Genomic DNA, 23,848 nt, shown 5'->3' on the forward strand with positions numbered 1-23,848 from the left:
TTGTTTTCTAATATAAATGTCCACGCAATCGCGGGGACTTCCTGTATCATTTTCATAAGCTTTGATCTATCTTGGTACTAAGCCGTCAGCAGGGGCGGATATTATCCGCCCGATAATAAAGCGGCAAATCCGCTTCCTTATGGCTAAAAGCTAAAGGCTAAGGGCTTCTATATATCCATCATTCCTTCACGATCACAGCTATAGCGCATGGCATCCTTCCGTTCACAACATGGTATTTCACATTTTTATATCCCATATCCGAAAAAAACTTCTTGTAGGAATCCATATCAAACTGCTTTTTGAAATCAGCTCCCAGCATTTCAATGAGCCTTACTGCCAGCCTGCCTGATTTTTTTGACATATTTATGTATGTAGGGATAATGATACTGCCGCCATGCTTTACTACCCGTTCAAGCTCGTGCAAAGCCTTTTCGGGTTCGGGAAGCAGATGTATAACATTTCCTGCGATCACCTTATCAAAGCTTTCGTCTTTGTACTTCAGATCCGTTATATCCGCTCTCCTGAACGTAACATTCCGGTACATACGGCACTTTTTTTCAGCCTGCTTTAGCATTCCGACAGCATAATCGGTAGCAATAAGCTTTCGGCACTTTTGCGCTATATAAACGCTTATAGCCCCTGTTCCGCAGGCACATTCCAGTACATTATCAGAAGTATCTATCATTTCAGCGACCTTTGCCCCTGTTCCCGTAAAAACCTTTCTGTTGTAAACAGTTTCAAACAGGTCATAGATCGGTGATATCCTGTCCCAGAATACTTTTTTGCTCATGGAAAAACCTCCTGTAAGATATGCTCTGTCATAAATGAATATATGAACATCTATTCATATGATAGCATACGATCTGCTGTTTGTCAATAGGCATTTTCACATTGTTTTCCTTAGTTACAGTTTTTTCCCGTAATCCATTTATCTTCTCCGCAAATATTTACATATCATCGCAAAGTCAAGCTCTCAGAATAAGCCCTGCGTTATTATGGCACAAAGAAAAGCCCCCACAGTCGTGGGGACTTTTTTGATGTATATTTAGTCTTTTCTCTTTCTGTACGCTGCGGCGGATAATAATACTGCCGCTATGCCTGCCACAGCTATTCCTGTTGCACCGCTGTCACCTGTTTTGGGCGAATTGCTTTTTGAAGCTGTAGTTGTTGCCTTTTTTGCGGTTGTTGCAGCAGCAGTTGTTGTCACAGGCTTTGAACCATCAGCATTCAGCGCAGCAAATCTGATATTGTTATCCTTGGCGTACTTCTCGATATCCGTATCCTTGTATCCGTAGATCGTAAGCTTGTCAGTGCGGCCCTCAAATGTATTCTCGCCAAAATACAGTTCTTTTCTTACCGGCACGATCAATTCCGTAAGCTCTGTACAGCCCTTGAAAGCATTATCACCAATGTATTCCACAGTGTCGGGCACTGTAAGCGATTCAAGAGCTGTGCAGCCTTCAAAGGTACTCTCGGTTATCGAGATCAGCTCGCTCGGGAGATTTACGGAAGTAAGTCCCGTACAGTTCTTGAAAAGACCGTAGCCAAAGGAGCGGATGTTTTCAGGGATAACAACTGAGGTAAGTCCTGTGCAGCCCTCAAAAATATTATGTCCCATATCCATGAGAGAATCAGGAAGAGTTACTGCGGTAAGACCGCTGCAGCCTGAGAAAGCATCGTTTTCTATGACCTCAAGTCCCTCGGGGAGCTTTACCTCTGTCATGCCCGAACAGTCAGCAAAGGCTGAGCCGCTGATAAGCTTTATATCATCAGGGACAGTTACAGATGTATTATCGGGCATTGTTCCCTTGTATTTATACACAGTTTTTCCTATAACGACCATCCCGTCAGGCTGTTCTTCGTACCATTTCGTGTTGACAAATGCATTTCCCATGACATACTCAACTTCCTCGGGAATATTTATGTCGGTCAATGAGATGCAGTTTTCAAAGGCTTCATAATCAATATCTCTGATACTGTCGGGAAGCTGAACGGACTGTAAGCTTGTGCAGTCCTTGAAAAGGCTGTGGGAGATCTCTGATACGCCGTCAGGGATATTTACGGAAGTCAGACTGCTGCAGCCTTCAAAGGCAGACATTGAGATGTTTTTTACACTGTCGGGAACTTTGACCGAGGTCAGTTCTTTACAGCCGTAAAATGCGTTTGCTGATATTACGCTGACCGTTTTTCCGTTTATCTCTGACGGGAGCACAACGTCACCGCCGCCGCCCTGATAGTGTCCGACAGATACGTTATCGAATTCATCGATTTTATAGTTTACTGTAGAACCGTCTTCAAGCTCGTATGTTCCATGCTCAACTATCCTGACAGCTGTGATCGCTGAACTGTTGTATGCTTCTGTGCTGAATGCTGTAAACGTGCCTGCAATTGCCGCAGACGCCATGAGTGATAATACTTTTTTCATAGTTTCGCTCCTTACTTTAATTTTATGCTGCTGTGATCTGATATGAACATACCATCAAATATATTCATATTATATAACTCCATATATAAAAAGTCAATACGGCTGAACGGTGCTTGAAGTTAGCTGTTTGAAACATTTCCCCACTAAAAGATCGCAGCAGATCCGTCTGCGGCATATCCCTTTACGGAACTGAAGGCAGAAAGACTTACACGAAAACACCCGGTTGCGGCAGATCAGATATGCAGCATTATCGTTTCTGCCGGCTAACATTACAGACAGAGCTGCCGCCCGGTAAGAGAGCCCGGTAAATGGAAATCATAAGAATTACTGCATAAAAAAGCAAAAAATCTAAAAATTAGTGCTGAAACAACAAAATAATACTTGACATCGAAATTAAACTGTGATACAATAACATAAATCAGTGCACTGATTTAAAAAAATTTTAAATGGAGGTCATAACAATGAACAATCTCAAAAAAGCATTAGTCATCGCATCAGCAGCTGTTATGTGTGCAGTTCCTTTCGCACCATCAATAGCAGACAACTCATCACTCATCGGCATCAACTCTATCACAGCAGACGCAGCTACCTCACCTTACAAGACCCCGAACCTCAAAAAGCTGAATAACGGCAGAAAGTATTATTCTGCAAAATATGACAGCGGAAAGCGCTATGAAGATGTAAAGTGGATACAGGATGCTTATATGAAGATAAGAGCTGACCAGTATTATTATGTTCAGCAGTATGCTTTACCTGCAATAACTGTTGACGGATACTACGGCAATAAGACCGCAGACGCCATAACAAAATTCCAGTCCTGGTTCCATTGTGATTCTGTTGACGGAGCTGCCGGCGCTGAAACGATCACTAAATTAAAGGACTTATTAGCACAGGTTTGATACCGCAAAAGCACTTCTGATCTTTCAGAAGTGCTTTTTTTGCCCTTACTGACGGAAGCTTTTATTCCGCGTCTGTTGCTATTCCCATACTTTTATGATATAATCTTTATAATGAGCCTGCACAGCGTTGCAGGCTGTTTTCGGCTGTATCAGGAGAAATACAGCTGACAAAAGCCATTTAAGGATTATTTAATAATTCCCATGCTAAGATATAGTCACAGAAAGCGAGGGATGAATATGTTTCTGAGGATACTGAAAAAAGACCTGAAACGCAAAAAGACCATGAACATCATACTGCTGCTGTTTGTGATAATGGCGACTATGTTCGCAGCCAGCAGCGTCAACAACATCATCGCCGTCATGAACGGCCTGGACAATTACTTCGAGAAGGCAAACATGAGCGACCACTTCATCATAAGCATCTCAAAGGACCCTGATGCTATCGAAGATATGCTCTCGGAGAAGCCCAATGTCAGCGACTTCCGCACAGAGAAACAGCTTGTATTCCATGACAATGACCTTACCCGCAACGGCGAAAAGTTCTCCGAATTCAGCAGTATTGGTCTGGCACTCTCCGTCGACAACGCTCAGATCAATTACTTTGACAAGGACAACGAGATAATAAAGAGCGTTCCCAGGGGAAAGGCTTATCTCACAGGCTGTATTCTCAACAGTACAAACTTTGAAAGCGGTGATGAAATACAGCTGAAGATAGGAGATACGGAGCTGACGCTTGAATATGCGGGCATCGGCAAGGACGCCTTCCTGGGCTCGGATATGATGACCAATCCCCGTATCATAATGAACAATGAGGACTATGAAAAGCTGGCAGCCGATGAAAAGGCGAAGGAGAACAACAGCGCTGCTGTATTTTACATAAACGGTCCCGATGCAAAAGCTCTGGAATCGGACCTTTCCGATATTCCCGATACTGTCCTGAACGTCGGCATATCTGTTATCAGGACATCTTATATAATGAATACCATCGTTGCAGGATTGCTGCTCATCGTAAGCGTCTGCCTGATACTGGTATCCTTTGTGATGCTGAGATTTACCATCAGCTTCACCCTCAATGAGGAGTTCAGAGAGATAGGGGTCATGAAGGCTCTCGGACTCAAAAACCGCTCGGTAAGAGGGCTCTACCTTGTGAAGTATCTGGGTATCGCGGCAATAGGTGCGGTCATAGGCTTCTTCCTCAGCATACCCTTCGGAAATATGCTGCTTAGTTCAGTCAGCAGAAAAATGTACCTTGGCAGTGACAGCTCCGCTGCGGTGGGTGTCCTGTGCAGTCTTGCGGTAGTTCTCGTGATCCTGGCGTTCTGCTGGAGATGTACACGGAAGATAAAGAAGCTCTCTCCCATCGACGCCGTGAGAAGCGGTCAGACAGGCGAGAGATTCAAAAAGAAGGGACTGCTCAGGCTGGGAAAGAGCAGGCTCGGCACCACGGGCTTCCTTGCACTCAATGATGTGTTCAGCAGCCCCAAGCAGTTCGGCATAATGACAGTGATATTCACAGTCTGCCTGCTCCTTGTAATGTGCCTTGCCAACACGGGCAACACCCTTGCAAGCAGGAAGCTGCTGCCCCTTATGTGTTCAACCGACAGCGACATCTACATCACCGACACGGATATGATAATGGAAGTAATGACAGGTGAGACCACTGTTACGGAACAGTGCGACAAGATAGAGAAAAAGCTTGCCGATAACGGTCTGCCGTGCAGCGTACACGCTGAGGGTCTTGTCTCTCCCGCCGTGGAGTTCAAGGGAAACAAGCTCTCTCCCACATTCATGTACTGCAAGGACACAAAGGCTTCAGACTACAGCTACTCCGAGGGCTATGCGCCAAAATACAGCAACGAGATAGCGCTCACCAGCTCCGTTGCAGAGAAGCTGGGAGCAGGTATAGGGGACAAAGTAAACATCACCATCGACGGAAAGACAGACGAATACATCGTCACAGCCCTTTTCCAGAGCATGGTGAAGCTGGGCGAAACGGGACGCTTCCACGAAAGCCTTGAGGTACCCGACTCAGCTGTAAGTCAGGTTATGGGATTTCAGATAGATTTTGACGACTCTCCCGACGAAGAGGAGATAAACAGCCGCATAAGCAGAGTCAAGGATATATTCGATATCAAGTATGTTGACGATGCGGACGGCTTTGTAATGAGCTGCATAGGAGAGGGCGTAAAGGACACCATTAACGGAGTCAAGGTCTTCGTACTGCTCATCATAGTTATCATCGTCATCATGATCTCGGTACTCATGGAGCGCTCATTCATCTCAAAGGAGAAGCCCGAGATAGCTCTCATGAAGGCAATGGGCTTCAAGAGCAGATCCGTGAGAAGGCAGCACACTCTCAGGTTCCTTATCTCGGCTGCCATCGCGGCAGTACTGGCGATACTGCTCAGCACACCCGTCACCAGGCTGTGCATAGACCCGATTTTCGGCATAATGGGTGCCATTGACGGCGTGGAATACAACATAAAGCCTGTGGAGGTCTTCGCGGTCTACCCCGTTATCATAGCGGCGGCAACAGTCCTCGGCGCATACCTCACAGCCATGTACATGAAGACCATCAAAGCCTCGGATACTTCCGACATCGAATAAAGGAGATATGAAAATGAGCAACAACAGAATACTGGAGGTAAAGGACCTCTGCAAGACATATATCATAAACAAGAGACAGAACAACGTGCTGAGAAACGTCAGCTTCAGCATCGACAAGGGGGAAATGGTAGCTGTCATGGGTCCCTCGGGCTCGGGCAAGTCCACCCTGCTCTACACCGTTTCGGGCATGGATAAGATGACCGCAGGTGATGTGAAGTTCTGCGGCAAGAGCCTTTCGGAACAGAGCGAGAACAGCCTTGCGGAAATGAGACTTGACGATATGGGCTTCATCTTTCAGCAGATGTACATGATGAAGAACCTTTCCATCATCGACAATATCATCCTGCCTGCGGTGAAGTCCACCAGGAAAAAGGAGAGCCGCAAGGAGATACTCAGGCGCGGTCAGGACCTTATGCACAAGCTGGGTATCAGCGAGATATGCGAGAATGACATAAACGAGGTCTCGGGCGGACAGCTCCAGAGAGCCTGCATCTGCCGCAGCATGATAAACGACCCGCAGATGATATTTGCCGACGAGCCCACGGGCGCTCTCAACCGCACCTCCTCGGACGAGGTAATGGAGGAGCTCACCAAGCTCAACAGCGAGGGAACTACCATAATGCTGGTAACTCACGATTCAAAGGTGGCTGCAAAGTGCTCAAGAGTGCTGTACATAGTTGACGGAAACATCAGGGGGGAGTATAATATTAAAAAGGAGCAGCCGCTCCATGACCGCGAGCGCGGTCTCAATAACTGGCTTATGGAAATGGGTTGGTAAAATGGTTGATATACTTATAGTTGAAGACAATGAGGAGCTGAGCGGACTTCTGAGTGAATTTCTCCGCGCGGAGGATTACACCGTCAGCACAGCTCCCACAGCTGCGAAAGCCTTGTCCCTGTTTGAAAAATACGGGGCAAGGCTTGTCCTGCTTGATATAATGCTCCCCGACATGGACGGCTTTGCGGTCTGCCGCAGGATAAGGGAAAGGGACAACACTCCCATAATCATGCTCACCGCAAGGACCGACAAGGAGGATAAGCTCAGCGGTATCCTCCAGGGAGCGGACGACTATATCGAAAAGCCCTATGATATTGACATACTCATAGCCAAGATAAAGGGCATTTTCAGGCGAAGGCTTGCCATGGACACGATCTCCGACGGGGGCATAGTCCTCAATCTGTCCGAGGGTACTGCCGAGAAGGACGGTGCTCCCCTCAATCTTACCGCAAAGGAGTTCGAGCTGCTGCACCTGCTCATCGCCAACAAGGGGCAGACTCTCGGCAAGGAGCTCATCTTCAGCAGGATATGGGGCGCAGACAGCGAATCCGAGCCTCAGACCCTCACCGTCCATATCAAATGGCTCCGCCAGAAGATAGAGAACGACCCCAAGGCTCCCGAGAAGATAATCACGGTCTGGGGCAAGGGCTATCGCTGGGAGGGCTGACATGAGGGGCTTCAACAGGATAATAGCCGCAGCCCTTATCATCATGGCTGCGGTCATAGTCATTCTTGACGCTGTAATGCTGAAAAGCGAAAAGCTCTCGCAGCCCCTCTACAAGGTGGAGGTGAGCCGCATTGAGCGGGAGCTCTCGCAGGGGACTCAGGTAAGCGCAGAGGACTACCCGCACATCACGGGGATATACAGCTATGACGGAAGCCCCGACTTTTACAGCTCCGACGGCGAATACCTTATAAGAGAGATAAACGGACAGCTCTGGCGGATAGATTACACCGACTCGGAAAGCCCTGACAGCAGGCGGACCTTCATACTTATGAACGTGTTCCTTCTCCTTTTCGCCGCCGCGGTCATCGGTATACTCCTCTACATCAGAAGGAGCATAATAAAGCCATTCAACGAAATAAGCGGGCTTCCCGAAAAGCTCTCAAAGGGCAACCTCACTCTCCCCCTCAAGGAGAAAAAGAGCCGCTATTTCGGACGCTTCATCTGGGGACTTGATATGCTCCGTCAGGAGCTTGAGAACTCCCGTCAGCGTGAGCTGGAATACGCAAGGAACGAAAAGACCTTCCTGCTTTCGCTTTCCCACGATATAAAGACTCCCCTGGCTGCCATAAAGCTCTACGCAAAGGCGCTGTCAAAGGGGATATACACCACCGCCGACAAGCAGCGCTCCGCCGCGGGCAGCATCGACGCCAAGGCTGACGAGATAGAGGGCATAGTCAAGGAGCTCTCCGCCAATCTCAGCGGCGACTTCATGGACTTTGACGTAAGCAGCACCGAGTTCTATCTGTCCGAGGTCATGGGTGAGATAGAGAAGTATTACTCCGACAAGCTTTCCGTTATAGGAACTGAGTTCACCATCGAGAAATACGGTGACTGTATGCTTTCGGGAGACCCCGACAGGCTGGTGGAGGTACTCCAGAACATCATGGAAAACGCCGTGAAATACGGCAACGGCAGAAGAATTTCCGTAAGCTTCTCAGAGGAGGAGGACTGCCGCCTCATAACCGTTGCCAATACGGGCTGCACTCTGCCCGATGAGGAGCTGCCCCACATTTTCGACAGCTTCTGGCGGGGCTCCAACGCAGGCAGCCAGAGCGGAAGCGGTCTGGGACTGTATATCTGCCGCAGGCTCATGGCTCTCATGAACGGCGATATATACGCGGATACAGCTTCCGGCACCATGAGGGTGACGGTGGTCTGCCGCAAGCCCGAATGATAAACAGCTGATACAGCGGGGGCGCACAGTGTGCGTCCCCTGTTTTGTTTTCTCTGACTACTGATAACTTTTCTTTATAAGTTGTAAACAAATATCAATATTCTTGTTATGGGATATTCATTGACTTTCCACACCCGAGATGGTATTATGTTAGTATAAAATCCCTCTAAAGGAGTGTGTGAACATGAAACGAACATTGGCATTATTAGCTTTAGCAGGAACCCTCTCCCTCACAGCCTGCGGAAGCGATAAACAAGAGAATACCCAAACGCCCCGCAACGGTGAATTCACTGTGGGGAACTATGTTGAAAATGACACGGCTGCGGCAGAGTCCGCTGACGCCGAAAACAGCGATAGCTCCGCCGCTATGAGCTACAAGCAGTCGGTGCCAAAGCTCATCGACACGAAAATGCTGGTCTACTCCTGCGATATGAGCATTGACGTTCTCGATTTCGATAAGTCCCTTGACAGTATCCACCAGCTCATCGAAAAGTACAACGGATTTATCGAGAGCGAGGTCTACTCCGATGGCGGCGATTCAAGCAAATGGCTCTACACAGAAGACGAAAAATGGAAGAGCCTCAGTGCTGTCATAAGAGTCCCCAGTGCTCAGTATGATAATTTCTGCACGGACATCGAAGCAGTTGGCGACCTCCGCAGGAAGAACGCAACTGTGGACAATCTCAGCACAGAGTACTCAGACCTGAAGACCACTCTCGCCATATATGAGGCAAAAGAAAAGCGATACCTTGAGCTTCTGGAAGGCATAAAGAACGAAGCTGACGCCATAAAGTACGAGAACGAGCTGACGGATATACAGGTGCAGATAGGCGTTCTCAAGACACGCATGAACACTATCGAGAACGATGTCGCCTACTCATATGTGAACCTCTCGGTAAACGAGGTAAGGGAGTACACCGACAAGCCTGTGGTAAAGAAGACCGATACCTTCGGACAGAGACTGAAGAACACCGCCTCTGAGACCTGGGATACCTTCCTTGAATTCCTTGAAAATCTGCTCTTTGTTATCATAAGAGTGCTCCCATATCTGCTTCTCATCGGTATAGCTGCATTCATTATCGCAAAGCTGGTGAAGCTCTTCTCAAAGATAGCGGAAAAGTACCGCGCCAAGCACCCCAGACCCGTAAGACCTGCGGTGCCGCCAATGCCGGCTCCTCCCGTTTATCCTGCTCCCCAGCAGATGCCTCCGCAGAACAGGGCACCCGTTCAGGGACCCCCTCCTCCGCCAAAGGCACAGAATGCTCCCGCCGACAACGGTGAAGCGAAAAAGTAATATGCTCATAGTCATGAAAAGCCCCGGAATAAAGGCGACGCTCGTACAGAAGGTTTACGGGTGATATTGAGGGAAGCTCTTTGAGAGAAGTGCTTCCCTTTATTCTTTTTCTGAGGACTCTGTTTTGTTTTTATCAGGACAGGGCGCTTGATAATATATGCCTTTTTATTATATTTAAGGCGCCCTGTCCTGATAAAAACCAGCCAAAAGTCTTTGGAAAAGGGGTATGGGGTGACTCCCCGCAGTGCGGGGAGATGTCACGCAGTGACAGAGGGGCGCGCCTCCGTCAGAGGAGAACCTTTCCTCAGAAAGGTTTTTCCCCCATAATTACGCGTAAACTTCTATATAAGCACCGCCCTTATCGGGGCTTTTTTATAGATCAGGCACTTCTGTGCAAAATAAAAGCGGCTGATGGTCTCTCAGCCGCTTTTATCATGAACACACCTTTATATATCTTCTCTTTTAATTATTACCGTAATCACCATTCAGTATCATTTCCATAGTCAGCGGAAGCTTCTTGTACTCGCCGAGTATGTACTTTTCCAGTACAACAACATCGGCAGAGGTTATAGTGCCGTCATCCAGCATATCCGCACTTTCCAGCTGCAATGCATTGAATACCGTGCGTCCTGCCAGGTACTTGTTTATGGTAATGAGATCGAATGAATTTACCTCGCCGTCACCGTTTATGTCTCCCGAGCCCACAGGAACGGTCTCGTATCTCTCGGGAACATACTCGTTTTCCAGGGAACCGTCCACCCTTACGAAGATCTGCTCCCAGTAATACTTGTACTCGCTGTTGGGGTCATAGGAAACAGAAACGCCGATATGGGTATAATCGGGATTGACGATCGACTTCCAGTGATTGGGAGATTTTTTCCACTGTTCGAATGTTGCCTCGGCGCTGTTTGAGCCTGCGGCGATATTCTCAGCAGCCTTTGTCCAGGGCACCAGACTGTCATCAATTACAGTAAAGAACCTGTACTCCTCTGTACCGTCGGGCATTAAAACAGGCTCCGGACGTTCATGGCTGAAGTTGAATATACACTCTCTCGAGCGGACGTTTGATACGTCATTAAGGTAAGGTACAGCCTTCAGCGGCTTGACACCAGCCTCTATCCTTGCCTCATTTGTAAGGAAGAGTATCTCCTCAGCCATTCCGGCAAGGTCCTGCTCAATGTCGGCGTGGACGTCAGTTGAGGGAGTCTTTGAAAAACAGCACACAGAAATAATGACCGCAATGACTACAGCCATAGCTCTGCAAGAAAAACTTTTCACGCTGCTCATACAAACACCTCCCGAAATATAATTACCTGCGCTACTTACAGTTTAGCACATATAAATATAATTTTAAAGAGGTTTTGCATCAATTTAGCAGATTTCACAAATAAAATCTACATTTTGTACAACAAAAATTCTACAGGTTGTAATTTTTCTTTTGCTTTATCCGAAAAATAATTGAATTATTTGCCTATATACCGTTAATTTTTGTTGCTATTCTCAATTATTTCAGAAATCCTGCCGTAGTATTTGTCCAGAGACACGATAGCTACGTTGAGATAGTCCTCCAGCTGATCCCTTATATCATTTCTGTCCTTGCCGCCAAGAACAGCGCTTGTAAGTACCACCAGCTCGCCGTTATGCTCGATATACATCTTGCAGCCGAAGCTCTCCGAGTCTGCATTGAAGTCGTTGATGACCTGATAGAGATCCATGCCAACGCTTGTGAACTTTGCAGTGTGGTTCAGCGCCAGTGTCAGTGCCTGATTGTCGGGATTATAGTGTATGAACACGTAGGGAGCTACCTCGTGATGAGGGAGCTTTGTGCGGAATCTTATCATATTAGCGTCATTATCATTGAGCTCGTATGGTACACTTCGGCTCTCAAGGAGTCCGCAGAAATCAGCTACTATGGGATTCATTACAACTTTATCGTCCATGATCATATTCCTCCGTTAAGGTAATTTTCGGTTAATTTGCTATAAATCAATTATATCACACCTGCACGAATTTGTCAATAATGTTTAAACGGAAAAAGCGCCCGTTTCCGAGCGCTTTCCCCTTTAGGGTGGTTTATATGAAAAATGAAGATGTCAAAATGTTGATCGGCACAGCATTACTCAAACTGATCCATGAAATTCTGAGGTCCCAGACAGGTAGTCATCTCGCTGACGGTAAAGCTAAATGAGCTTTCCTCGCCGCCGTCGCCTGCATAGGCTCTGTAGGTCTTCCCCTTTTCAAGGAGAGGAGTGCTGATAACTACATGGTCATAGGAATGCTGCGGAGCGTATCTGTAGAGCTCCTTGCCGCTCTCGTCCTCAAGGACGAATGGCGTGCCTGCTTCAAAGACTTTGTCAAAGCCCAGGGAAGCCGAATACTGTGTGGAGCTCAGTGACGGACGATCCGCCATATCGTGATAGCCCGTAGCCACCAGTGTGCCCCCCGAGACTATGAATACACCCGTGCAGTCCAGAGCGCTGTTCATGTTGTGCTCGGGACCCACTGCGGTTATATCGCCGCCCAGTATGGTGATGTCGCCGTTGGAGTCGATAGCGTCGCCGCCAAGAACATTTGCGTAATAGGTGCCGCCGCTGAAGACGATGGAAACTCCCTCTATAGGCACGTCCTTGTGGCTTGCGTGGGAGCCGTCCCCTGCGTTGAGGCCGTCATCGTCGGCAAATATATTGATACTGCCGCCGCTGATGTCCATAACAGCGGATTCAAATCCCTCACGGGCATTGAATATCTCCACTGTACCTCCGCTGACGGAAATGCTGATGTCTGAATGGATACCGTCGTCCCCTGCACTGAGGGTGATGTCGGCTTTTCCGCCTATGAACGCGCTTCCGTTGGAGTTGAAAGCGTCGTCTGCGGAATCTATACTGAAGGTGCCGCCGTTAATATACAGCTCGGCGCCTGCCTTGATACCTTTTCTGCTTCGCGGAGCCTCTCCGCCGAATACCTCGTGGAGCTCCTTTCGTGAACTGCCTATATCAGCGGAGTTTATGTCCTTATCGGTGTTCTTATATCCCTCCGACAGGTCATTGCCCCCTGCTGTGGTGATGCGGAAGTCTCCTCCGTAGGCGGCAAACACGCCCTCTGCCTGTATACCGTCGCCCATGGAGCATATATCGAAGGAGCCGCCTTCGGCGTATACAAATCCGGGAAGGGTCTCGTCCTTGCCCGACGCCTTTATGCCGTCGCCCCCTGATGTTATATTGAAGGTGCCGTCTGCTACAGCCACATAGTCCTTAGCCTTTATGCCGTCGCAGCCTGCGGTGATGTTCAGCTCTCCGCCCGTCAGGACTATATCGTCCTTTGAGCGTATGCCGCAGTAGTTTCCCTTGATATTGAGAGTACCGCCGCCATTGATGGTAAGACTGTCCCGGCTAAACAGTGCAGCGTCGGGTATATCCGACTCCTCGGGAATGATACTGCTCCTGCCGTCGGTGAGTGAGTTTACGCTGTTATACTCAAGGGTGATGTATGTTTTTTTGGCGTCATTTATGAGTAAAGGCGCCGACGTCCCGGAAGTGATATTTACGTTGTTCAACTTCAGATGAACACTTGCTTCCGGTGCATCGATTATTATCTGCCCGTTTGTGAGCTCTCCCGATATGCTGTAAATGCCCTCGGAAGTGATAGTTACAGTGCTGCCCTCAATGGTCACGCCTGTTCCCTCGACCTCAGCCTTGCTGCCCATTAAGTTTATCTCTGCGTCATTCTCAACCAGCGGAGGAGATATGTCTTTCGTTGTGAACAATTCCTCCGGGGTCGGCAATGTATCGGATATGCTTCTGACAGGCTCGGGGATATTTGCGGTCACGGTAGCAGCGGTAGTATCAGATGTGGTGTACTCCGTTGTGACTGCTGTATCCGAACTGCTGCCCTTTGATGAGCTGCAGCCCGCTGTCACGGAAGCGAGGTAAGCCGCAGCAGCAAGCAAGCCCAGGAGCTTAGCGTATTTTTTCATAGTAAAAACCTGCTTTCTCTGTCTTTTTGCCTTGCAGCTCTCTATCCAATGTAAGCATTATACGCTACAGATATGTGCATTATGTGATAGAAAGCTGAATTATTGATGTAGCAGCCAGATCCAGAAGCTGATACTTGACAAAAATGAAATTTCTCTGCGTTGCAAAAGCTCGAAATACGGCAGTATTCCTTCACTTTTGCGCCTTGATAAATTCCATTTTTGCCTTCGTCCGGACTTCAGGATCTGATTGCTCCATCAATAAAAGAAAAATCCTCACGGAAAGTCCGTGAGGATAAGAACGTATCAAAGTCCCGAAACTGTGAAGTCCACCTCTATGTCGGTCCAGTCCTTGAATTCGGCAGGATCCACGATCTGAGCGGAATAGCTGCCGTCGTTGAGCTCCGAAGGCGTATTGAAGTCGTAGTTTGTATAGAGAGCTCCCTCGGCTGTTCTTGCATCTGCGGGAAGGTACTCGTCGCTTACCCACTCGTTGTAGATATTTGAGCGTACAGCCTCAGCCTCGGTATTGGTGTAATTCTTCTTTTTCAGCTCCACGTCCCTGCCGTCCACCTTTACGTTCTTGACGGTGATGATAGCATTTGGAAGGACCTTCTCGGCGTCGGCGATGATGACTGCCGCAAAGCCTATGCCGTTTACCTTGTAGGAGCCCTTGGGGTCTCCTGATGCCAGATACTGGAAGGCGGTGCTGTTGGCTGTGACGCTTACCTTATAGTCGCCGTTGCCGTTTATGTGTACTGTCCCTGCCTTGTAGCAGAGGGGGTTCTTCTCGTCTGTGCCGCCCAGGTACTGCTTGTCCCAGTTGGCGTCAACTACGGCAAGATAGGCATCTCCCGAAGCTGCCTCAACAGCCTCATCGAAGTCTACTCCCGGAACTGCTGCCGTGGTGGGCTCTGTCTCGGGCTCGGCAGCCGTACCCTTGTCGGGCGCCTTGCTCTTTTTACCGGAGCTGCACGAAGCAGAGCCTCCGCATATCACAGCGGCAGCAAGCAGAGCTGCCAGCACTTTGGTTATTTTCATTTTCATGACCTCATTTCCCATAACATTTACATATTCAACTATTATAATAATACACGATATGCCGTTTTTCTGCAAGATACTTATTGAACAAACTTTTTACTTTGACTGTTTTTTGAATTGTATAATCAGCTCAGTTCAAACATACCCGTGTACAGCTGATAGTACTTGCCATGCTGTGCGATGAGCTCTCTGTGGTTTCCTCTCTCGATTATCCTGCCATGCTCCAGCACCATGATGGCGTGGGAGTTGCGGACGGTTGAGAGCCTGTGGGCAATGACGAATACGGTCCTGCCCTCCATAAGGGAGTCCATGCCCTTTTCGATGAGGGCTTCTGTACGGGTGTCGATGGAGCTGGTAGCCTCATCGAGAATGAGCACAGGCGGGTCTGCAACGGCGGCTCTTGCAATGGCAAGGAGCTGACGCTGTCCCTGTGACAGGTTGGCACCGTCGGCGGTGAGCATGGTGTCATAGCCGTTTTCAAGGTGCTTTATGAAGCTGTCTGCGTTGGCGAGCTCTGCTGCTGCGTAGACCTCCTCGTCGGTGGCGTCAAGCTTTCCGTAGCGGATATTGTCCATGACTGTTCCCGTGAACAGGTGGGTGTCCTGAAGAACTATGGACTGGGAGCGTCTCAGGTCGACCTTCTTTATCTTGTTGATGTTTATGCCGTCATAGCGTATCTTGCCCTCGGGCACATCGTAGAAGCGGTTTATGAGGTTGATGATAGTGGTCTTGCCTGCGCCCGTTGAGCCTACGAATGCTATCTTCTGTCCCGGCTTCGCATAGAGTGATATGCCGTTGAGGACGGTCTTGTTGGGCTCATAGCCGAACACCACATCGTCGAATTCCACATTTCCGCGTACCTCGGTGTAGGTAACGGTGCCCTCAGCCTTGTGGGGGTGCTTCCATGCCCAGTGACCTGTGCGCTTGTCGGTCTCGGTAACTGTGCCGTCGGGAGCTATCTCCGCATTTACCAGTGTCACATAGCCCTCGTCAGCCTCGGGCTCCTCGTCGATGACGCGGAATATCCTCTCTGCACCTGCAAGGGCAGTGAGTACGGAATTGAGCTGCTGGGACACCTGTGTGATGGGCTGTGAGAAGGAACGGGTGAACATGAGGTAGGACACAACGGTACCGATAGTCATGCCGCCGATGTTCTTCACGGCGAAGATACCGCCGATTATGGCAGTTGCGGCGTAATGTATATAGGACAGGTTGTTCATGACGGGCATGAGGATATTTGCGAAGGTATTGGCATGGGTGGCAGCCTTGCACAGCTCCTCGTTGAGAGCGTCGAACTCCTCCTCAGCCTTGTCCTCATGGCAGAATACCTTGACCACCTTCTGACCTTCTATCATCTCCTCGATATAGCCGTTCACTCTTCCGAGAGCCTTCTGCTGGGCGATGAAGCCCCTGCTGCTCCGTGAGCCCACGAAGCCTATGACCTTGATGATTATGAACAGCATTGCAATAACAAGTATGGTCAGTCTCCAGCTGTAGATGAGCATAGCCGTGAAAACTCCCACGATAGTCACCGCTGAGCTGATGAACTGGGCGATACTGTTGCTGAGCATCTCGCGGATAGCATCGGTATCATTGGTGTAGAGACTCATGAGCTCGCCGTGGGTGTGCTTGTCGAAGAAGCGTATGGGCAGCATTTCCATCTTGCAGAAAAGGTCGTTCCTTATACGCATGAGGGTGGTGGTGGATATTTTCATCATCATACGCTGATAAAACAGCGAGCAGAGAGCTCCCATGATGTATATCGCTGACATGAGGGCAAGTATGCTGATGAATTCACCGTAGCGCCATTTGCCGTCGCCTACTGCCCTGTTGAGGTTGTCGATAATGGGCTTGAGAAGCGAGTTTCCCATGATACCCGCAAAGGAGCTGAAGATTATGCAGATGACCACGAAGATGAACTGCACGCGGAAGCCGTACATATAGCTGAATATGCGCTTCAGAGCCTTGAATGTGTTCTCGGGCTTTGCCATTGCTCTTTGTGTTCTCGGAGGCATTATTCTTCATCTCCCTTCTGCTGTGAGTCATATACCTCGCGGTATATCCCGCTGGACTCCATGAGCTGTGCATGGGTGCCGATGTCGGTTATCCTGCCGCCGTCCATGACGATTATCCTGTCTGCGTCCATGACTGAGGTTATACGCTGAGCGATGATGATAGTGGTGGTGTCGCCCAGCTTCTCGCGGAACGCCTTTCGGATACTGCTGTCTGTAGCAGTGTCAACAGCGCTGGTGGAGTCGTCCAGAATGATTATCTTAGGCTTTTTCAGAAGGGCTCTTGCAATACAGAGCCTCTGCTTCTGACCTCCCGATACGTTTACGCCGCCCTGTCCCAGGTCGGTGTCGTAGCCCTCGGGGAAGCTCATGATGAAGTCGTGAGCGCAGGCTGACTTGCAGGCGTCTATTATCTCCTCGTCTGTGGCATTCTCGTCGCCCCAGCGGAGATTGTCCTTGATAGTGCCCGAGAACAGCACGTTCTTCTGGAGCACCATTGCCACCTGGTCGCGGAGAGTCTCAAGGGGATACTCCTTTACATCGTGACCTCCGACCAGTACCCTTCCTGCGGTGGCATCATAGAGACGGGGTATGAGCTGTACCAGCGAGGTCTTTGACGAGCCCGTACCGCCGATGATACCGATGGTCTCGCCTGAATGTATATCCAGGTCTATGCCCTCAAGGGCAAGGTTTTCCATATCGTCATAGTAGCTGAAGCTGACATTCTCAAATCTTATGGAGCCGTCCTCTGCGGACACGGAAGCTCCCTCGGGAGCCACGATGGTGGGCTTCTCCTTCAGTACCTCGTAGATACGCTGGAGAGAAGCTCTCGATACCACGAACATGATGAACAGCATGGAAAGCATCATCAGCGACATGAGTATCTGTCCCACGAACATGATGAAGCTGTAGAGCTCGCCTGTCTCTATACCGCCCTTTACGGACATATGACCGCCGAAGTAGAGTATGGCGACTATGCTTGCATACATTACCAGCTGCATGATAGGCATATTGAGTATTACCAGCTTTTCCGCCGCGAACTGCGCCAGACGGACGTCGTTGGTGTTCTCCTCAAAGCGCTTCTTCTCATAGTCCTCACGGGCAAAAGCCTTTACCACGCGGATACCGATGAGGTTTTCCTGTATCCTTCCGTTCATGCTGTCATATTTGGTCAGCATCTTCTCGAAGCGGGGGTGCGCCTTGGAGATGATGAAGAACACCGCACAGCCCAGCACGGGTATGGCGAACAGGAATATCACCGACAGCTTTGCATTCTGCCTTACCGCCATTACCGTGGCACAGACCAGCATGATGGGCGAGCGGAATGCCATGCGTATGAACATCATAAAGGCGTTCTGTATATTGGTGACGTCCGTGGTGAGACGTGTGGTCAGCGACGCCGTTGAGAAGCGGTCCACATTTGCAAAGGAGAAGCCCTGTACCTTGCGGAAAAGAGCGCTTCTGAGATTTTTTGCGAAGCCCATTGCCGCAACTGCGCTGAATCTTGCCGCCAGTGCGCCGAAGCACAGCGAGCATATTGACATAACGACCATAAGTCCGCCCATTCGCGCAACATAGCCTATGTCTCCCATTTTTATGCCGTTATCTATTATCTTTCCCATGACTATCGGTATCAGCACCTCCATGAGCACCTCTCCGATAATGGTCACAGGCGAAAGAATCGCCTGTTTCTTGTACTTTCCCACATGGGAAAATATGGTCTTGTACATTCACATTCCCCTTTCACATCGTTTATACAGTCTAACTTTTATTTTAACATTTGTAATGTATCTTGTCAAATGGGGAGAAACTCTCCCCTCCGCCTTGACATCGGAGTGATACTATAGTAAAATGTTATTCGGAGGTGTTATGATGTTAAACTACAGACCTAAAATGTTCGACGAAGCGTCGAAGTCACACGCATCAAAAAAGCTTTTCGTGATAATACTCTGCTTTATTGCAGTGTTCATAGTGGTGATCGTGCTTGAGAGCCTGGTATCGGGAATAGTTTCCTGGACCCCCTTGAAGGATGAACTTGCAAACGCCGATACGGAACATATATGGCAGGAGTCCATGGAGGCTTCAAAGAAGGTAATGTCAGACCCGAAAATAATGGTGCCCACCCTTATCGGTACGGTATTCGGCACTCTTACAGCCATGTTCTACTGCCGCTTTATAGAGATGAGACCCATCCGCTCAATGGGTGCGGTAAAGAAGCGCTGCATACCCGATTACCTTATCGGACTTGTGATCGGTGCAGCTCTTATGACCGCAATAGTCGCCATGAGCAATCTCACAGGCGCAAGCAAGACCGTTATGTGTGAAAAGGTAGAATACGGCACTATAGCCCTGTTCCTGCTGGGATTTTTCGTACAGGGCATGAGCGAGGAGTTCATCTTCCGCGGCTATCTGCTTACCACCATAGGAGGCGCAGGCTACCACACCGCTGTCGGTGTCGGCATAACCTCTGTAGGCTTTGCCCTTGCACACGCCGCAAACCCCGGCTTCGGAGCAGTCCCCTTTATCAATCTCACCATGTTCGGTGTCTTTGCAGCCCTCTACATGATACTCACTGACAGTATATGGGGTGTTTCCGCCATACATTCCATCTGGAACTTCACCCAGGGCAATCTCTACGGCATAAGCGTCAGCGGCTCTGCCGACACAGAGTCGGTAATGCGCACCTCGGCTGTGTCGGAAAAGGCATGGCTCACAGGCGGAGAGTTCGGCATAGAGGGAAGCATATTCACCACTGTCGCCCTCGGTATCGGCATAGCTGCTGTGCTCTTCCTGCTGAATAAAAAGGCAGCAAAAGCTGCCCCCGCTCAATGATCCCGAAGCTATGATCTGAGTTTAGAGTTGAAAGTTGTAGAGTCGTCTGCGGTGACAATTTTTAAATATTGTGAGCGAAGCGAACACATTAACTAATCACTGACCACTATGCACTAATCACTATCAGCGCTTGCGCTGAACAAACACAATGCCCCTGAGTGCCTTGTAACACTCAGGGGCAAAACTTTTATACGGGATAATTTTTTATTGCTTGGTTTCAAGTATGCGGAGCGCCATGTATCCGATGTGTATCACAACTGCGATTATGCAGCCCACCGAGGTCAGCGCCACGGGGAAGCCTCTCAGCTTCTGTGCCGGTGTGGACATGGGCAGCCTGTTCTTTACGGTGAATATTATCAGCAGGATAAGTCCTACCACCGCGCCTGCCAGGATAGCCAGACCATAGATACCCTTTGCAACGTCGTTATCCTCCATGAGAGACATGACAGTCACCATTGAGTTGATAAAGATGTGGACGATTATTGAGGGGATTATGGAGTTGTGCTTCATGTCGATGTGGCCGAAGAATATTCCGATGAGGAAAGCCAGCATGAACTGAGGCAGATTGCCGTGGGCAAGTCCGAAGAACACTGCCGATATGAATATGGCGAAGCGCCTGTCCGCCTTTGAGAATATCTTCATCAGTGCGCCGCGGAACATTATCTCTTCCGTAAGGGGAGCAATGATACAGCTGTATATGGTCATTATGGCAAAGCCCAGACCCGTATTTCCGTAGTCCAGATCCATGACATTGGTGGTGAAGCCGTACTTGGAGAAGATGCTCTCTATGCCGCTGGAAAGCATTCCTGCGGTTATCCAGATGAACAGTCCCGCAAAGCAGTGTATCACCGCGTCGCTGAAGGTGTAATCCCTGGTTTTAAGCATGAATGAGGGCTTTATCTTCGCCCATTTCAGTCCTATGAAGGCAAATCCCACATTTGAGATAAGGTATATGAGCATATTTATCGAGACGAAGATCGCTCCGCCGTCCATATAGTGGGAAATAGCGCCTGTGGACGCATTGGGGTTCAGCTTTTGCAGCAGGAACTGTATACCAAATATAAGTGCATAAGCCAGAATGCTTGAGCCGATGAACTGGAAGAGGAAGGTAAATCCGCCTATGTTGTAATACTTCCTGAGGGCGTTCTTTTCCACCTTCGCAGGCTCATACGGCACGGAGAACTCGGGCATCGTTATCCAGGGGAGTATCTCCGAATAGTCGTCATTGTACCAGTGGTACTCCGAGGGGTTGTCAAAGGGGTCATAGACGTCGGTCTTCTGCTTTTCCTTCAGCTCCTTGTCCTTCGCCTGAAGCTGCTTTGTAAGGCTGTATATCTCATGGTTAAGTGCGGCATATTCCGCGCTGTATCCCTGTGTTTCGTTCATTTCCGTCGTTTATCCCTGCCTTTCTCTGTATCTTCAGCATATTCTGAACTATATTTTAACATAAAAATCAATAAAAGTAAAGAGGCAGCAGCAAGTTTTCATCAGCTGTACACTATTGCAAGTCCCTGTGAGCTCTCGCAGGTAAAGGGCTTGTCGTCGCCCGTCACTGTCACAAAGAGCTCATCGCCCCTTCGGACCGCCTTTATCTCTGCGGCGATACTGCCGTTTCTGTCATACACTATGGTCTCCGCGGAGCCGCCCTCGCTCATACCATAGAACACTATCCTCATGCCGTCGGCGTAGTCATAGTCGGCGGTGTCGGTGAAGCTTCCGTACACTATGACGGAATCGGGCTTTGCATACAGGGGCATACCGAAATAATCGTACTTACGGGTATACCAGCCTCCGCCCGAGAGCTCCTCACCTGTCTGTATATCCGTCCATGTGCCGCCCGCGGGAAGATAGAAGCTGCACTCCCCCGACTCGCTGAAAACGGGAGCCGCAAGCAGGGAGTCTCCCAGCATATACTGAGTGTCAACAGTGAGGGCGCCGCGGTCGTGGGTGAAGTCCACAGCCATTGCCCTCATGACGGGAACTCCCGTGAAATGAGTCTTTACGGCGCAGCTCCAGATATAGGGCATGAGCCTGCCTTTCAGCTTTACGAAATGCCTTGCCACATCGCAGCTCTCCTCGTCGAAGTGCCAGGGCACACGATAGGAGTTGTTGCCGTGATAGCGCGAATGTGAGGACATGAGCCCAAAGGCTGTCCAACGCTTGTAGAGGTCGGGAGTGCCAGTAGCCTCGAAGCCGCCTATGTCATGGGAGAAAAAGCCGAAGCCCGACATACAAAGAGAAAGTCCGCCGCGGAGGGTCTCCCACATGGAATTGTAGTCCGAGAAGCAATCTCCGCCCCAGTGAACGGGGAACTGCTGACAGCCTGCGGTGGCTGACCTTGCGAAAAGGCATCCCCTGCCCTCAAGGGCTTCAAAAGCAGTCCTGTTGTATAGGTAGGAGTAATAGTTGTGCATCATGAACGGGTCCGAGCCGTCATGCCAGACCACGTCCGTGGGGATACGCTCGCCGAAATCCGTCTTTACCGCATCCACTCCCATATCCGAAAGCTCCCGTATCTGTGCGGCATACCACTCTCTCGCCTCAGGGTTTGTGAAGTCTATTATGCCCATACCCGGCTGCCACATATCGCTCTGATACACGGAGCCGTCCCTGTTTTTCAGGAAGAAGCCCTTCTCCGCGCACTCCGCGAACACAGGGGATTTCTGCCCCACATAGGGATTTATCCACACGCATATCCTGAGCCCCTTTGCCTTGAGGCGGGCTATCATCGCCCCGGGGTCAGGGAATTTTCTCTCGTCCCAGCGGAAGCTGCACCACTCCAGCTCCTTCATCCAGAAGCAGTCGAAGTGGAAAACGTCCAGGGGTATGTCCCTGCGCTTCATCTCGTCAATGAAGGAGGTCACGGTGTCCTCGTCATACTCTGTGGTGAAGGAGGTTGACAGCCACAGTCCGAAGGACCAGGGCGGCGGCAGTGCAGGTCTGCCTGTAAGGGCGGTGTACCGCTCTATAACATCGGCAATGGTATCGCCGCCGAAGATGAAGTATTCCAGTGTCTCCCCCTGAACGGAAAAAGCAGTCTTTGACACGTTCTCGCTCCCCACCTCGAAGCTGACACGGGCAGGGGTATTGACAAAGACGCCATAGCCGCGGGACGATGTGAAGAAAGGCACCGATTTGTAGCTCTGCTCGGTGCAGGTGCCGCCGTCATCATTCCAGACCTCAACGGTCTGACCGTTCTTTACGAAAGAGGTGAACTTCTCGCCTAAGCCGTAGATATACTCGCCTACGGAGATGTCAAGCATTTCGCGGATATAGGTGCTGCCGCCGTTGTCCCACTGCGAGAAGGGGCGCTCCCCCGAGGTCTCCTGCTGACGGAGCTGCCTGCGGAAGGGCTCCTCCTCTATGATAGAAGTGGTGCGCCAGCCTGTTTTGGTTAGGAGCCTGTCCCCGTACCTGTAGGAGATGTTCCACTCCTTGCCGTCAGCGCCCGTCCTGACGGAGGTCTTTCCCGAAATGAGCTCCCAGCCCCCGTCCTCGGTACGCCTTATGACGGGACGGAAGCCGCTGTCCTCATTGAGAGGGAAAGAAGGACGCTTCTTCACGCCGCCGCTGAAATGGCTTATAGTGACCTTGATGCTGTTCTCCAGTGTGGAGGTGAAGGTCACTGTGAGCATGGGACCGCCTAAGGTCATGCCCCTGTTTGATATGAACTGTGTAGCCGCCCACACCGTCAGGGACCTGTCGTCCGCTTCGGTCTCGTATATCTGAGCTGCCCAGCGGACGTCATAGCCCGTCCTGCTGAGCCAGTAACCGTCGGATACCTTCATTTTTTCAACTCCTTCCGCGCCGAAAGCGCTGAATGTCATGATAGTACTATCATACCATGTTTTTATGAACTTTTCAATCCGTTCTGTCAAGCCTTCTTTAAGGTTTGCGCCTCAGGTGTACTTTCTACAAATGGTAATTTTTGCAATCCGGTTTCCACTATGGATATATCTGCTTCTGCACTTTTTCACTGCTTTTTACACAGGCGATATAAAGCCTTTTATACCGCAAAAATCCCACTGTTCACACCTGTTCTGCGAGGTTACGGTTATAACATATCGTGCAAAATATCACACGTTTTCT

17 protein-coding genes are annotated in these 23,848 nt (G+C 49.7%); 7 read left to right on the forward strand and 10 right to left on the reverse strand.

The genetic code is table 11. The features are described from left to right. Positions 1–178: 178 nt before the first annotated feature. Together T488_RS0102340 and T488_RS0102345 are read right to left on the reverse strand one after the other, a co-directional pair. Positions 179–790, reverse strand: coding sequence for a class I SAM-dependent methyltransferase (locus T488_RS0102340; RefSeq protein ID WP_028519393.1), 612 nt, complete (start codon positions 788–790; stop codon positions 179–181). 255 nt (positions 791–1,045) lie between these two features. Next, positions 1,046–2,425 (reverse strand): leucine-rich repeat protein, encoded by a 1,380-nt coding sequence (locus tag T488_RS0102345; RefSeq protein ID WP_028519394.1) that lies wholly within the window; start codon positions 2,423–2,425, stop codon positions 1,046–1,048. Positions 2,426–2,886: 461 nt separating this feature from the next. Between T488_RS0102345 and T488_RS0102350 the strand changes: the two genes are divergently transcribed. The 6 genes from T488_RS0102350 (at position 2,887) to T488_RS0102375 (ending at position 9,904) form a co-directional block, all read left to right on the forward strand. Continuing rightward, positions 2,887–3,324, forward strand: coding sequence for a peptidoglycan-binding domain-containing protein (locus tag T488_RS0102350; protein WP_028519395.1), 438 nt, complete (start codon positions 2,887–2,889; stop codon positions 3,322–3,324). Positions 3,325–3,561: 237 nt separating this feature from the next. Continuing rightward, entirely contained in the window at positions 3,562–5,931 is a 2,370-nt protein-coding gene (locus tag T488_RS0102355; protein WP_028519396.1) for an ABC transporter permease, read from the forward strand. Positions 5,932–5,944: 13 nt separating this feature from the next. Continuing rightward, a complete protein-coding gene (locus tag T488_RS0102360; RefSeq protein WP_028519397.1) occupies positions 5,945–6,709 on the forward strand; it encodes an ABC transporter ATP-binding protein in 765 nt (254 codons plus the stop codon). Between the two features lies 1 nt (position 6,710). Further along, a complete protein-coding gene (locus T488_RS0102365) occupies positions 6,711–7,376 on the forward strand; it encodes a response regulator transcription factor (RefSeq protein WP_028519398.1) in 666 nt (221 codons plus the stop codon). Between the two features lies 1 nt (position 7,377). Next, on the forward strand, positions 7,378–8,610 hold the full coding sequence (locus tag T488_RS0102370; protein WP_028519399.1) for a HAMP domain-containing sensor histidine kinase: 1,233 nt from the start codon (positions 7,378–7,380) through the stop codon (positions 8,608–8,610). Between the two features lie 184 nt (positions 8,611–8,794). Continuing rightward, positions 8,795–9,904, forward strand: a complete 1,110-nt coding sequence (locus T488_RS0102375) for a DUF4349 domain-containing protein (RefSeq protein ID WP_082320411.1) — start codon at positions 8,795–8,797, stop codon at positions 9,902–9,904. A 462-nt stretch (positions 9,905–10,366) separates the two neighbouring features. Here T488_RS0102375 and T488_RS0102380 read toward each other — a convergent pair whose 3' ends face one another. The 6 genes from T488_RS0102380 to T488_RS0102405 form a co-directional block, all read right to left on the reverse strand. Then, complete coding sequence (locus T488_RS0102380; RefSeq protein ID WP_028519401.1) at positions 10,367–11,191, reverse strand: CAP domain-containing protein; 825 nt, start codon at positions 11,189–11,191, stop codon at positions 10,367–10,369. 194 nt (positions 11,192–11,385) lie between these two features. After that, a complete protein-coding gene (locus T488_RS0102385) occupies positions 11,386–11,844 on the reverse strand; it encodes a hypothetical protein (protein ID WP_028519402.1) in 459 nt (152 codons plus the stop codon). A gap of 176 nt (positions 11,845–12,020) precedes the next feature. After that, the gene (locus T488_RS16795) at positions 12,021–13,877 is read right to left on the reverse strand and encodes a carbohydrate-binding domain-containing protein (protein ID WP_051536172.1); all 1,857 of its coding nucleotides are present in this window, start codon (positions 13,875–13,877) and stop codon (positions 12,021–12,023) included. A 303-nt stretch (positions 13,878–14,180) separates the two neighbouring features. Further along, positions 14,181–14,915, reverse strand: coding sequence for a hypothetical protein (locus T488_RS0102395; protein ID WP_028519403.1), 735 nt, complete (start codon positions 14,913–14,915; stop codon positions 14,181–14,183). A gap of 125 nt (positions 14,916–15,040) precedes the next feature. Continuing rightward, positions 15,041–16,930 (reverse strand): ABC transporter ATP-binding protein, encoded by a 1,890-nt coding sequence (locus T488_RS0102400; RefSeq protein ID WP_028519404.1) that lies wholly within the window; start codon positions 16,928–16,930, stop codon positions 15,041–15,043. Beyond that, a complete protein-coding gene (locus tag T488_RS0102405; protein WP_028519405.1) occupies positions 16,930–18,657 on the reverse strand; it encodes an ABC transporter ATP-binding protein in 1,728 nt (575 codons plus the stop codon). The genes T488_RS0102400 and T488_RS0102405 overlap by 1 nt, the downstream gene beginning before the upstream one ends. A 139-nt stretch (positions 18,658–18,796) precedes the next feature. On the opposite strand from T488_RS0102405, the gene T488_RS0102410 reads away from it, so the two are divergent. Further along, on the forward strand, positions 18,797–19,759 hold the full coding sequence (locus T488_RS0102410) for a CPBP family intramembrane glutamic endopeptidase (RefSeq protein WP_196243255.1): 963 nt from the start codon (positions 18,797–18,799) through the stop codon (positions 19,757–19,759). A 204-nt stretch (positions 19,760–19,963) separates the two neighbouring features. Here T488_RS0102410 and T488_RS0102415 read toward each other — a convergent pair whose 3' ends face one another. Together T488_RS0102415 and yicI are read right to left on the reverse strand one after the other, a co-directional pair. Beyond that, positions 19,964–21,145, reverse strand: coding sequence for a type II CAAX endopeptidase family protein (locus tag T488_RS0102415; RefSeq protein ID WP_028519407.1), 1,182 nt, complete (start codon positions 21,143–21,145; stop codon positions 19,964–19,966). Positions 21,146–21,246: 101 nt separating this feature from the next. After that, positions 21,247–23,637, reverse strand: a complete 2,391-nt coding sequence (gene yicI / locus T488_RS0102420) for an alpha-xylosidase (RefSeq protein WP_242838287.1) — start codon at positions 23,635–23,637, stop codon at positions 21,247–21,249. Positions 23,638–23,848 lie beyond the last annotated feature (211 nt).

The sequence above is a fragment of the Ruminococcus flavefaciens ND2009 genome (assembly GCF_000621785.1).
Lineage (GTDB): Bacteria > Bacillota > Clostridia > Oscillospirales > Ruminococcaceae > Ruminococcus > Ruminococcus flavefaciens_C.